Origin of the sequence: Butyrivibrio sp. WCE2006 (assembly GCF_000701985.1) — a bacterium.
Taxonomy (GTDB): Bacteria; Bacillota; Clostridia; order Lachnospirales; family Lachnospiraceae; genus Butyrivibrio.
The window spans coordinates 1-12,775 of record NZ_JNKH01000030.1 but is presented as its reverse complement, the minus strand read 5'-3'; the positions used below and the strand labels follow the sequence as shown (position 1 = coordinate 12,775).

Sequence of the window (12,775 nt, the reverse complement as noted above, 5' to 3'; positions counted from 1 at the left end):
GTTTTAATATGCCCACCTGGCACTATAATTAATGATGTAGTTTCCACAATAATACTATTAAAAGGGTAATAAAGGTTTGAAAAAAAAATGGGTTTGTTTCACACTATTTGCCGCATTTTCTATCACAGCTGCATTCAATATTCATTCTATCAAGGCTGATGCCGCAACTCTCTATTTCAAAACAATTTATCTATATTTTATAAACCTTTCATTCTTACCTCTCCTTGAAAACATATAATTAGATATATAGATGTATAAGTTAAAGGAGCTTTTGCTCTTACTGATGTTTTCAACTGCTTTGTTGCTTTTCCTACGAGGAGATATTCAAATGAAAAAGATCCTTTTTGTAATCCCCATTACTGCCATTGCTCTGGCTGCCACTTTATTCTTTTCACCTGCACGCGCTATGAAGGATTCAGAGATTTCTCTCGATGACGCCAAGCGGATTGCTCTTCACAATGCAGGCTGCAAGGAAGAAAACGTCACCATCATAAAATCCGAAAGAGAAGTGGAGAACGGAATTGCGCAATATGATATAGGTTTCATTGCAGAACCTGATGAGTATTATTATGAGATTGAAGCTTCTACCGGCAAAATACTCTACTACATGTACTATGACGAGGAGAAGCGCAAGGCGAAGGATTCCATGAAAACTCCCCCACCGGAGGAGATAACTCCGGATCAGGCTCTTGAAATTGCTCTAAAACACGCAGGCTTCACCGCTGCTGAGACTACCGGCTCTGAAGTTAAAAATGACTACGATCATGGTGAAAATATCTATGAAGTAGAATTCTATATATATGGTAAAGAGTACCAATATGATATCAGGGTGTCCGATGGACAGATTCTGGATTATGAAATTGATCACTAATGTATTTTTATAAAAACTACGAGAGCCATGCATTTCAACATGGCTCTCGTTTTATATTCTTACTTCTTTATCTTCATGGTAAGTCCGATTCTCTGCTTTTTAACATCAACCTCTATGACCTGAACATCTACGATATCCCCTACGCTTACAGCATCAAGAGGATGCTTGATGTAGCGGTCTGTAATCTGTGAGATATGAACAAGTCCGTCCTGATGGACACCTATATCCACAAAAGCACCGAAGTCTACGATATTTCTGACTGTTCCCTTAAGGATCATTCCGGGCTTTAAGTCCTTCATATCCATTACATCACTTCTAAGGATAGGAGCGGGCATGCTCTCTCTGGGATCACGTGAAGGCTTCTCAAGCTCTGAGAGAATATCTGTAAGTGTGATTTCACCTACGCCAAGCTCCTCAGCAAGCTTCTTCTTATCTCCTACTTTCTTAAGGAGGCTGCCACCTACATTTTTAGCATTTCCACCTTTTCCTGTATCTGCTCCGGAAATTCCCATATCTGAAGATGACAGTGATACACCGCTATCAACTCCAAGATTAGCTCCGTTAAGTGCTGCTGCCAGAGCTGCACCCATAGCTGTATTTGTATTCTTAACTACAAACTGTTTTTCCTTTTTCTTAGGCTTTGGTTGAGGCTTATTCTCTGCCTTCCTGGCATCAGCTTTGGCCTTGGCACTCTTCTTCTGTGCTTCCCTTACATCCTCCATTGTAAGTCCAAGCTTATCCATAAGCTTCTCTGCTGCTTCATAGGACTCAGGATGTACACTTGTATCATCAAGAGCATTCTTACCATCATGGATTCTAAGGAATCCTGCACACTGCTCATAAGCCTTGGGTCCGAGCTTTGGAACCTTAAGGAGCTCATCTCTGCTCTGGAACTTTCCGTTAGCTTCTCTATAATCAACAATATTTTTGGCAATAACCTTGCTGATACCTGATATATAAGTAAGAAGTGGTGCCGATGCTGTATTAAGATCAACACCTACCTTGTTAACGCAGTCCTCAACTACACCTGAGAGGGCTTCGCCAAGCTTCTTCTGGTTCATATCATGCTGATACTGACCAACACCGATACTCTGAGGATCAATTTTAACAAGCTCTGCAAGAGGATCCTGAAGACGTCTTGCGATAGATGCAGCACTTCTCTGACCTACATCAAACTGAGGGAATTCCTCAGTTGCAAGCTTACTTGCAGAATATACGGAAGCACCTGCCTCATTAACAATTACATACTGAACAGGCTTATCAAGCTCCTTAATAAGCTCAACTATTACCTGTTCTGATTCTCTTGAAGCAGTACCGTTACCTACTGAAATAAGGTCAACATCATATTTCTTGATAAGCTTTTTGAGTTCTTCCTTTGCTTCCTCTACCTTGTTCTGAGGAGCTGTGGGATAAATTACCTTTGTATCAAGCACTTTTCCTGTTGCATCAACAATTGCGAGCTTGCAACCTGTTCTGAAAGCAGGATCCCATCCAAGCACGGTCTTACCGGCGATAGGAGGCTGCATAAGGAGCTGCTCCAAGTTCTTACCAAATACGCCGATGGCGCTATCCTCTGCCTTCTCCGTGAGTTCATTTCTGATATCACGCTCAATGGCTGGAGCTATAAGTCTGTCATAGGAATCCTTGCAAACTGCCACAAGTACAGGAGTTGTCTCCGGATTATCCTTTACAATAGTTTTCTTTTCAAGAAAACGAAGTATCTGCTCCTCAGGAGCTGTGATCTTTACTGTGAGGAATTTCTCTGCTTCACCACGGTTAAGAGCAAGAACTCTGTGCCCGAGGATCTTATTAACAGGCTCCTCGAAATTGTAGTACATCTCATAAACGCTCTCTGCCTTCTCATCCTTGGCAACAGATGTCACAAAACCCTGATTCCAAGTCTCCTCACGGATATATGTGCGGTAGTCTGCATTATCAGAGATTTCCTCGGCGATGATGTCCATAGCCCCCTGAATTGCTTCCTGAATGTTCTTAACTCCTTTTTCTTCACTGACATAGGGAGTTGCTTCTTCCACAAGAGATTTCGTTGTCTCCTGTGCTCTAATAATATCTGCAAGTCCATCAAGACCCTTTTCCTTGGCAACAGATGCCCTGGTTTTTCTCTTTGGTCTGTATGGTCTGTAAAGATCCTCAACAGCTACCAGTGTCTCCGCAGCTATAATCTTCGCCTTAAGTTCATCAGTGAGCTTACCCTGCTCCTCGATGCTGGAAATAACCTGTTCCTTTTTCTCTTCAAGACCTCTTAAGTACGTAAGTCTCTCTCCGAGAGTTCTAAGCTGCTCATCGTTAAGGGAACCTGTCACTTCCTTACGGTATCTGGAAATAAACGGGATAGTGTTGCCTTCGTCAATAAGCTTGACTGCTGCCTCTACCTGCCATTTCTGTACACTGAGTTCTTCTGTGATTTTCTGTAAAATATCCATTACGACTGTAATTCTCCTCATCTATAAACATAGTTTTTTATATGACTCAGACCGGTCTGTTGCCGGTACCGTTAATCAATCACTTCGTTCTTGAACGGTACCGGGCTCTAAAAACAATGGTTTTATCTGACATACTCTAAACGCTATCTTAAAATACGTTTGGACTTCATACGCGATTTTTATTTTACTATGACACTATCATCTTTTTCAATGTCTGTATAATTTGCATAATGTAAAAAATCATTCCTCAAATATCAAATTTCATCTCTTAATTGTCATATTTAGTTGTGCTAAACTAATATTCAGTATTTTAAAAAAGAAGGGTATTTTTATGTCACAAACTAAAACAACAACCAGGGATATGACAAAAGGTTCCATCATATTCCAAATTATTATGTTTGCCATGCCTCTGATGCTGGGCAATATATTCCAGATGCTCTACAACACCGTTGACTCCATAGTTGTAGGCAATTTTGTAGGAAAAGAAGCTCTTGCGGCGGTCGGTTCCACCACAATGATCATCAACATGCTGGTGTTCTTCTTTAACGGTTTCTCTATCGGTGCAGGCGTACTTATATCAAGATATTTCGGAGGAAAGGATTTAAAGAATCTTCATAAAGCCATAGAAACCACAATGACCACCACCTTCATATTCTGTGTGGTCTTTACAATTATTGGAAGCCTTGGCGTAAAGCCAATGCTCAGATTTATGGCAACCCCTGATGATGTTATGGCAGATGCCACTACTTACCTTCGAATTTATTTCCTTGGCTTTACGGGACTTCTCATCTATAACATGGGAAGCGGAATACTTAGAGCTGTAGGCGATACCACAAGGCCACTTATGTTCCTGATCCTTACCAGTGTCATGAACATAATTCTTGATCTGTTTTTTGTTATTGGTCTTCACACAGGAATTGCAGGTGTTGCATATGCCACAATAATATCTCAGATGGTTTCGGCGATTCTTACGCTTTTCCTCTTAACAAGTACCAACGATATCTATAAGCTTGTTTGGAAAGATCTGTCACTTGATCCTAAGATTCTGAAAATGATCTTTGTAGTAGGACTTCCTGCAGGTATTCAGTCAGTAATAACAGCTTTCTCAAATGTGTTTGTCCAATCATATATAAACCATTTCGGCTCAAGCTGTATGGCAGGATGGAGCAGCTACAACAAGCTTGACACCTTCATAATGCTACCCATGTCCAGCGTTGCCATGGCAGCCACAACCTTTGTAAGTCAGAACATAGGTGCAGGAAAAGTTAAGCGCGCTGAAAAGGGTACCAGAGACGCAATTTTGCTCTCAACCATGATCACTTTTGTAATAGCGCTCCTTCTGTATATTTTTGCAGCACCTGCCATCAGACTGTTTTCATCAGACGAGTCAGTAATCGAATTTGGTTCTCTTTTCATAAGAACCAACGTGTTTTTCCTGATCGCGAACTGCGTAAACCACACTCTGGCTGCTGCACTTCGCGGAAGAGGAGATTCCAAGGGCCCGATGTACATAATGATTGCCACTTTCGTTGTAATCAGACAGATATATCTGTTTTTGCTCACAAACTACGTGGTAAACGATCCCAAATGGGTGGGCTTTGGCTATCCTGTAGGCTGGATGTGCTGCTGCGTTATTGAAATTTTATATTACAATATTAAATGGCGTAAAAAATCAACAGATAACGTTGTCACTGCATGACCAGATTTCACCAAAATTTAATACACTTTTCCCTCGTTTTGCGGTAAACTTAAATTGAAATATTGTCATCTTTTATGTGTTGACATGCATATGCAGCCGGTTAGCAATATCTCACATGATGTCGTAATCTTCAGGTGAATATCGGAAGGTTCTTATCAGATATAAACCGGCGTTTACAGAGGAGGGACTTACACTACCGGATATGAATGAAAGTTTTGAGTATAATCAGACTCATAACCCTTTAAATCCCAGGGTATCACTTGCAACCATCGCATCAATTTTGGGTCTGGTATCGATTGCATTATTATTAAGCGTTTATTTCTCCATTATTCTCGGAGGAATTGCAATAACCCTGGCGTTTCTCTCAAGAGATTCTGCCGGAAAGCTTTATCCGCAGGCTAAAAGAGGAATTATCTTCGGTCTTATCGGATTGATTGGTGGTTATGCACTGATGGTTTCATCCTTCGTGACGGTATTTACCGATCCCGAAGCTCACAAGATGGTCAATCAGTATTCACAGGCTATTAGCGGTGAAAGCTTTGATGATATGTTTAAGGAGATCGCCGACAGCTTTGGAATAGAGCTTGACCTTCCTTATCTGGATTAAGAGGGTGTGCTTATGAGCGGAATCAATGGAATTGGATTTAATAGTTCATATGCATCCGGATTCTTTGGCCCTGCTTTTAATAATGGAGGCTCAGGAACCGTTTCTGAAGCCGCTGCCGGATCAGTTTTAGGTACTGATGCCGGAAAAGTATCATTAAATCCCGGAGAATCCGTTGAGAAAAAGCCCGGAATGCGTTCATCCCCGGCTGAGTGTGAGACATGCAAGAACCGTAAATATATTGATGGTTCAGATGAAAATGTCTCATTTAAGAGTGCCGCTCATATTTCTCCTGAAGCAGCACCTTCCAGAGTCCGCGGACATGAGCAGGAACACGTATCCAACGCATACAAAAAGGCTGCAGAAGGTGATGGCAAAGTTTTACAGGCATCAGTTAAAATACAGACAGCCATATGTCCTGAATGCGGAAGGACCTACGTTTCCGGTGGCCTTACCACCACTCAGATCATGTATAAAAATGAACAAAATCCTTATATGAAAAACCGCAAATCAGCCGACGCTGCCAGTGGACTGATCGGATCAAGTTTTGATGCTGCTGTTTAAGCAGATCTGTATTTTAGATATTCAAAAACGTTTATAATAAGGTGAAGCTTTATGCTTCGCCTTATTTTTAGGAGCCATTTTGCAATGGTTTAAATTTAATTTTATAAGAGGAATGTATGAAACAAAACATGAATACTTCAATGATCAAAGCAACTGCGAGGGAGCAATTACTTGGACACTATGGAACTTCCATAGCTGCCGTAATTCTGTATAGAATCTTAGCGATTATCATCGTAAATATCGTAGTAGGGGCGATTATCCCCAGTAATCTGATATCATATCTGATTTATTTTGCAGCCACACTTTTAATAAACCTGTTTTTTGGTGTATTTCAGTCAGGACTTGCCTATCTATTCATGAACATAGTATATGGTCAGCCGGTTTCCGTATCCGATCTTTTTCAGGGATTCAGAAATCACCCGGATAAAGCCATTATTTTGCAGATTCCGCTGGCAGTAATGGATATTCTGACAATTATCCCGCTGCAGCTCTTCACTGTAATTCGCGCCCAGAACAGAGTTTTAAACGGAGCCATAGATCCTAAAGTTCCGCTCACAGTACTGGCAATAACTCTCATGATCTCTATCGTTAATATTTATGTAAGACTGATGTTTTCACAGTCATATTACCTTTTGCAGGATTTCCCGGAAAAGGATGCATTTTCAATCTTAAAGACAAGTGCCAAGCTCATGAAAGGCCACAAGCACAGACTTCTGCTTCTGTATATTAGTTATATTCCTTTGGCTATAATCGGCACACTTGCATGCTTCCTGCCACTTTTGTGGGTGATATCTTATCTTTCAACCGCCACTGCTGCTTTCTACCAGGACCTTGTGCAGCGTTAACAAAGCTTCTTACTTAATGGAAGGACTAGAAAATGGACTTAATTGACGCAATCAAAGCTATCGATAAAACACACGAAGATGATGTTCTCCACAAACTTACCACTGTCTGGGGAGATTCACTTGATAAAGACAACGTACTTAAGGAATATCCCCGTCCGCAGTTTGTGCGCAATAGCTATATAAACCTCAACGGATCGTGGGAATACGCTTTTACAAAAAGCAATGTTCACCCTAAAAAAATGGATGGTCAGATACTGGTTCCATTCTCCCCGGAAGCCCTTCTTTCAGGTGTTGAACGCCAGTTAAAGCCCGATGAATATCTCTGGTACAAAAAAGATCTGGGTGAAATCGAACTTCCGACTCCTGATTCCAGGATACTTCTGCATTTTGGAGCCTGTGATCAGCGCGCCATCGTTTTCATAAACGGCACGCCTGTCGGTGCTCATACAGGAGGCTATCTTCCTTTTACAATCGATATTACTGACGCCCTGAAAGGCTCATTCCCTAAACTTTCAGGCGTTCTTACGGTTTGTGTTCAGGATGATTCCGACTCATCCTATCACAGCAGAGGAAAACAGACCTTGAAGCGCGGTGGTATGTATTATACTGCCCAGAGCGGAATCTGGCAGACAGTCTGGATGGAGATCGTTCCCAAGACCCATATAACCGCTTACAGAATAATACCGGACAGAGATCTGGACGTTATATATGTTACGATTCACACCAACGATATTTCTCCGATCAGCATCAAGATATTTGATGCAAATAAAGAGATACTTATAGCTGAAAATGAGGGTGATACTACCCACAGAAGCGACAAGGAACGTGACCGCTTCGAATCTGAAGATTTTCACGATTCCTTCAGTCATTCATCTGATGAACTCAGCACCTTCTCGCCGGATATCGAAGGCAAACACATATCAACTCACGTTTACTCCTGCAAGATAGCCATACCGAAGGCTCATCTGTGGACGCCTGAAGATCCTTATCTTTATCAGGTATGTATTAAAGCAGGTTCCGATGAAGCATGGACCTACTTTGGTATGCGCTCATTCACAAGGCAACTTGATGCAGAAGGTCACCCGTTATTTTTCTTAAACGGTAAGCCTTATTTCCTGAACGGAGTTCTCGACCAGGGCTACTGGCCAGACGGTCTGTACACTGCGCCGAGTGATGAAGCTCTGATTTTTGACATTCAGGAGATGAAAAGGCTTGGCTTCAATATGCTGAGAAAGCATATAAAAGTCGAGGCAGCCAGATGGTATTATCACTGCGACAGACTTGGAATGATAGTATGGCAGGATATGGTCAGCGGAGGTTCATCCTACGCAAAGCCGGTAGTAAGCTATCTCCCCACACTATTTCCCGGTGTGTTTGGACATATGCCTGATGGTCCAATTAATTATCATATCTTTTCAAGAGAATCTGCCGACGGCCGTAAAGAATGGACCAGGGAGATGGAGGAGACAATCCAGCACCTCATCAATGTACCCAGTATTTCCGTGTGGGTTCTTTTCAATGAAGGCTGGGGACAATTCAATGCTTCTGCAGCTACAATTCAAGCAAGGCAATTTGCCGACAACAGACTGATAGACCAGGCAAGCGGATGGTTTGATGAAAATGGCGGTGACTTTAGAAGTGTCCATAATTATTTCAGACCGCTTGACGTAATCGCTGATAAAAAGCGCAGAGCTTTCGTTATATCAGAATATGGCGGATATACCTGTTATATCAGCGGTCATAGCAGTGTTGACAGAATATATGGCTATAAAAGATTCGATACAGTATCAGACTTTAAGAAAGCTTTCAACAGCCTCATGAACGAAACCATTGAAAATCTTAAGAAAAAAGGTCTCGCCGGTGCTGTTTATACCCAGCTTTCTGACGTTGAGGAAGAAGTAAACGGTATACTGACCTACGATCGAAGGCATAACAAGCTGGAGATGTAGGCCATTTATGAGCCACATTCATTAAGGATTAATAATGATAAATAACAACAGCTTATACAATTCTCCAATTAAGCAAGTCCACAATTTTCATGAGATTACTGACATCGATCAGAGAAAATCATTTTTACAGGGACTGCTTAATGAGAATCCTGACAAAAATATAGATTACGCTCCTGAAGAACCTCTGACAAAGCAGCAGATATCTTACTATTCAGAACTGCTCGAAGGTCGCTACGAGAAAAGAGGATCCCAATACATAGACCGCTATATGCGTGCCTTTATGATGCTGTTAACAAGTAACAGATCTTCAGGGCTTGGCTTCTTTGCAAAAAAGCGCAAGAAGGAAACAGAAGGCTTTCTAAATGACTTTAAGCTGGATGAATACTCAGACCCCAGCACTTCAGATGAGAAGAAAGCAATGATAAAAGAAGAATGGGCCGATTGTGCAGCCTGTTATATCAGCTCCTGCACTTCCAGCAAAGCCTATAGTTCAGCTTTTCTTGGCATGATTCCCATGCCGGATAAGAACGTTGCCATGAAAATTGCGGCAGACATAGATACTGCGCTTAATGAAGTTCCGCAAACCTATGACCTTGATAAGCGCTCTTTGCCTATTTACGAAGTGTTTGTTGATACTTACAAAATGCTTCTCGAAAATGGCGAATCACTGTTTAGAGAATACATTTTGGGAAAACGATAATTATTCTTTTCATGTATATATCGTGCTATAATTAAACATCAAAAGATAGTGTCAAACCAAATATGAAAATAATGGACTGCCCTAAGGATCCCACCGCAAGTGGTACCCCTTAGGTCAAATAACGGAGGAATTTGTTATGGAAAACAGGAAGGCAGTAGTGTCTCTTGGACATGAGGCACTTGGATATACAACCACAGAACAGATGGAAGCTGTCAAAGTCACTGCTAAAGCTCTTGCAGATCTTGTAGAGGCAGGTTACCAGTTGAGCATCACACACAGCAACGGCCCGCAGGTAAGTATGATTCACAAGGCGATGACAGAGCTCAGAAGAATTTATATAGACTATACTCCTGCACCAATGAGTGTCTGCAGCGCCATGAGCCAGGGCTATGTCGGATACGACCTTCAGAATTCCCTTAAGAGCGAGCTTACAAGCCGTGGAATCTCAACTCCTGTAAGTACTATTCTTACTCAGGTTACGGTTGATCCTTACGATGAGGCTTTCTATTCACCCACAAAAGTTATCGGAAGATACATGTCAAAAGAGGATGCCGATAACGAGATAAAGAAGGGCAACTTTGTTCAGGAAGTTCCCGGAAAAGGATATCTTCGTATCGTTGCTGCTCCCAAGCCAATAGATATAGTTGAAATAGATGCCATCCGTACTCTTGCAGATGCCGGTCAGATAGTAATTGCATGTGGCGGCGGCGGAATTCCTGTTATTGAACAGGGCCATGTCCTTAAAGGAGCTTCAGCAGTTATTGAAAAAGACGCTATTGCAGGAAAGCTTGCTGCAGATTTAGGTGCCGACAGACTTATCATCCTTACATCTGTGCCTAACGTATACACAGACTTCGGAAAAGACTCTCAGGCTCCGATTGACCGCATGAATGTCGCTACAGCTACAGAGTACATACGTGATGGTCAGTTTGGTGCAACAAATATGCTTCCCAAGATCGAGGCAGCCATCGAATTCCTTAAAAAGAATCCTTCAGGTAGCGTACTTATAACATCTCTTTCAGAAGTATCCGCTGCACTTAAAGGAAAAGCCGGTACATTTATCACAGCTTAATTACGCTCCATCCGTTTAGTTAATGAGTTTATAAAAAGCCTTCGCCATTTTTCAACGGTGAAGGCTTTCATTTACTTTTTTATATTGTTTGCTTTTTCCCCGGCAGCATATGCAAAAATATCTTTGTTACTTTTTGTATGCTATCCACTTTAGTCATCTGAATTTTTTACCGGAATGGCCTTTGGAACCTCGGTAGTCCTAAGCTCTATTCTGGGACCGCCTTTTCCTCTGATGTAATCTCCGGTAATAGTTACGCTTCCTATGTTGTCATCCTTTGGAATCTCATACATGATATCAAGCATGAATTCCTCTATTATTGCGCGCAGAGCTCTGGCTCCTGTCTCTTTTTCCATGGCCTTCTCAGCAATAGCTTCAAGGGCATCTCTGTCGAATTCAAGATTAACCTCATCGAACGCCAGGAGCTTTTGGTACTGCTTAAGAATCGCGTTTTTCGGCTCCTCAAGAATCTTGACCAGCATATCCTTGGACAATCCCTTAAGAGTGCATATGATAGGAAGACGACCTAAAAATTCTGGAATCATTCCAAATTTCTTAAGATCATCCACAGTAACTTTTGTAATAAGATCAGGATCCTTATCCCACTTGTCCTTTAAGTCTGCATCAAAACCTATTGAAGTCTGCCTGTTCAGTCTCTGCTTGATGATCTCTTCAAGATCAGGGAAAGCACCGCCACAGATAAACAGAATATTTCTGGTGTTAACAGTAGCCATGGGAACCATAGCATTCTTGCTGCTTGCTCCAACAGGAACTTCAACGTCTGCTCCCTCTAAGAGTTTAAGCATTCCCTGCTGAACAGATTCTCCGCTAACATCTCTGGATGTTGTATTCTTTTTCTTTGCAATCTTATCAATTTCGTCGATAAAGATGATACCTTGCTGAGCTCTGTCAATATCATTCCCGGCAGCTGCAAGAAGCTTACTTACAACACTTTCAATATCGTCACCGATATATCCTGCCTCTGTAAGAGACGTAGCATCAGCTATGGCAAGCGGCACATCCAATAACTTGGCAAGAGTCTTAACCAGATATGTCTTACCACTTCCGGTAGGTCCGATCATCAGTATGTTTGATTTCTCGATCTCTATGTCATCCATTGTTCCTGTCTTAACACGCTTATAGTGATTATAAACAGCAACGGAAATAATCTTCTTAGCCTTTTCCTGACCTATAATAAAATCGTCAAGCTTAGCCTTGATCTTGTGAGGTGCAGGCATGTGCTCAATATCAAACACAGGCTTTACCTTAATGTCTTCCTCTTTTTTCTTCTTAATCTTCTGGGAGTTTGGTATTCCACCCGTGTTCATGAAGTCACCAAAATCCATAAAATTCAGCCCCGGCATCCCACTGTGTTTATTTAACTCATTCATGAGATTAGGGTTATTTAACAGGTTCTGATAATCAAACTGGCTTACAGTATCCATGGTTTTATGCATACAGTCATCACATACACAGATACCATTGGGTAAATGAAACATCTTTCCGGCTTTACTCTCAGGTCGTCTGCACATGAAGCAGACATCCTCGTATTCGCTCTCTTTATTTTGAGAACCTTCCTTTTTACCTGTAGTATCTTCCACACTACCGCTAACTGAGGTCACTGAGTCTTTATCCTTTTTCTCATTTTCATGCTCAGATTTAGCCTCATCATTATTAACTGAAGAGTCCATAACTTCTCTGAAGTCAAACCCGTCATTTCCGTTATTATCGAATTTATCGCTCATATTATTTCTCCTATATAAATGCCAGCTTATATCCGACTTAGTCCGTTCGGATACGGATACCATAAGCGCCCAAAGTACTTGCACTAACGGTATTCAGCTCCATATTGTCTGTAGTTATTTGACACACATTTTAATTATATGCGCGGTAAAGTTTTTCATCAAGCTAACTGGAAAGGATTTTGCTTGCTAATTCTCCTGCAGTATTACTGTTCACACCTTACTGTGCTCACAGCAACTGGATTTGCCCATTCCAGTTGCCTTCGGCAAAGGGGCAAATCCTATATT

The 12,775-nt window shown here is 41.6% G+C and carries 10 protein-coding genes; 8 read left to right on the top strand and 2 right to left on the bottom strand.

Annotation, left to right across the window (positions count from 1 at the left end; translation table 11 throughout):
* The first annotated feature begins 328 nt into the window (after positions 1 to 328).
* The gene (locus T501_RS14585; protein WP_044915613.1) at positions 329 to 871 is read left to right on the top strand and encodes a PepSY domain-containing protein; all 543 of its coding nucleotides are present in this window, start codon (positions 329 to 331) and stop codon (positions 869 to 871) included.
* Between the two features lie 59 nt (positions 872 to 930).
* On the opposite strand, the gene T501_RS14580 is transcribed toward T501_RS14585, so the two are convergent.
* A complete protein-coding gene (locus T501_RS14580) occupies positions 931 to 3,315 on the bottom strand; it encodes a Tex family protein (protein WP_044915611.1) in 2,385 nt (794 codons plus the stop codon).
* Positions 3,316 to 3,646: 331 nt separating this feature from the next.
* On the opposite strand from T501_RS14580, the gene T501_RS14575 reads away from it, so the two are divergent.
* The 7 genes from T501_RS14575 (at position 3,647) to arcC (ending at position 10,748) form a co-directional block, all read left to right on the top strand.
* Positions 3,647 to 5,014, top strand: coding sequence for an MATE family efflux transporter (locus T501_RS14575; RefSeq protein WP_026509110.1), 1,368 nt, complete (start codon positions 3,647 to 3,649; stop codon positions 5,012 to 5,014).
* A 202-nt stretch (positions 5,015 to 5,216) separates the two neighbouring features.
* Entirely contained in the window at positions 5,217 to 5,621 is a 405-nt protein-coding gene (locus T501_RS14570) for a hypothetical protein (RefSeq protein ID WP_044915609.1), read from the top strand.
* Positions 5,622 to 5,633: 12 nt separating this feature from the next.
* Positions 5,634 to 6,182 (top strand): hypothetical protein, encoded by a 549-nt coding sequence (locus tag T501_RS14565; protein ID WP_026509108.1) that lies wholly within the window; start codon positions 5,634 to 5,636, stop codon positions 6,180 to 6,182.
* Between the two features lie 116 nt (positions 6,183 to 6,298).
* A complete protein-coding gene (locus T501_RS20375) occupies positions 6,299 to 7,027 on the top strand; it encodes a DUF975 family protein (protein ID WP_050008333.1) in 729 nt (242 codons plus the stop codon).
* 32 nt (positions 7,028 to 7,059) lie between these two features.
* Positions 7,060 to 8,976, top strand: coding sequence for a glycoside hydrolase family 2 protein (locus tag T501_RS14555; RefSeq protein WP_044915608.1), 1,917 nt, complete (start codon positions 7,060 to 7,062; stop codon positions 8,974 to 8,976).
* A 34-nt stretch (positions 8,977 to 9,010) separates the two neighbouring features.
* On the top strand, positions 9,011 to 9,676 hold the full coding sequence (locus tag T501_RS20370) for a DUF6553 family protein (RefSeq protein ID WP_050008332.1): 666 nt from the start codon (positions 9,011 to 9,013) through the stop codon (positions 9,674 to 9,676).
* 136 nt (positions 9,677 to 9,812) lie between these two features.
* On the top strand, positions 9,813 to 10,748 hold the full coding sequence (gene arcC / locus T501_RS14545) for a carbamate kinase (protein ID WP_026509105.1): 936 nt from the start codon (positions 9,813 to 9,815) through the stop codon (positions 10,746 to 10,748).
* A gap of 149 nt (positions 10,749 to 10,897) precedes the next feature.
* Here arcC and clpX read toward each other — a convergent pair whose 3' ends face one another.
* Positions 10,898 to 12,436 (bottom strand): ATP-dependent Clp protease ATP-binding subunit ClpX, encoded by a 1,539-nt coding sequence (gene clpX / locus T501_RS14540; RefSeq protein ID WP_026509104.1) that lies wholly within the window; start codon positions 12,434 to 12,436, stop codon positions 10,898 to 10,900.
* Between the last annotated feature and the right edge of the window lie 339 nt (positions 12,437 to 12,775).

What these genes read in the sequence shown, in the direction of transcription:
- T501_RS14585 (WP_044915613.1), top strand. Translation starts at nt 329, where the DNA reads ATGAAAAAGATCCTTTTTGTAATCCCCATTACTGCCATTGCTCTGGCT.
- T501_RS14580 (WP_044915611.1), bottom strand. Translation starts at nt 3,315, where the DNA reads ATGGATATTTTACAGAAAATCACAGAAGAACTCAGTGTACAGAAATGG.
- T501_RS14575 (WP_026509110.1), top strand. Translation starts at nt 3,647, where the DNA reads ATGTCACAAACTAAAACAACAACCAGGGATATGACAAAAGGTTCCATC.
- T501_RS14570 (WP_044915609.1), top strand. Translation starts at nt 5,217, where the DNA reads ATGAATGAAAGTTTTGAGTATAATCAGACTCATAACCCTTTAAATCCC.
- T501_RS14565 (WP_026509108.1), top strand. Translation starts at nt 5,634, where the DNA reads ATGAGCGGAATCAATGGAATTGGATTTAATAGTTCATATGCATCCGGA.
- T501_RS20375 (WP_050008333.1), top strand. Translation starts at nt 6,299, where the DNA reads ATGAAACAAAACATGAATACTTCAATGATCAAAGCAACTGCGAGGGAG.
- T501_RS14555 (WP_044915608.1), top strand. Translation starts at nt 7,060, where the DNA reads ATGGACTTAATTGACGCAATCAAAGCTATCGATAAAACACACGAAGAT.
- T501_RS20370 (WP_050008332.1), top strand. Translation starts at nt 9,011, where the DNA reads ATGATAAATAACAACAGCTTATACAATTCTCCAATTAAGCAAGTCCAC.
- arcC (WP_026509105.1), top strand. Translation starts at nt 9,813, where the DNA reads ATGGAAAACAGGAAGGCAGTAGTGTCTCTTGGACATGAGGCACTTGGA.
- clpX (WP_026509104.1), bottom strand. Translation starts at nt 12,436, where the DNA reads ATGGACTCTTCAGTTAATAATGATGAGGCTAAATCTGAGCATGAAAAT.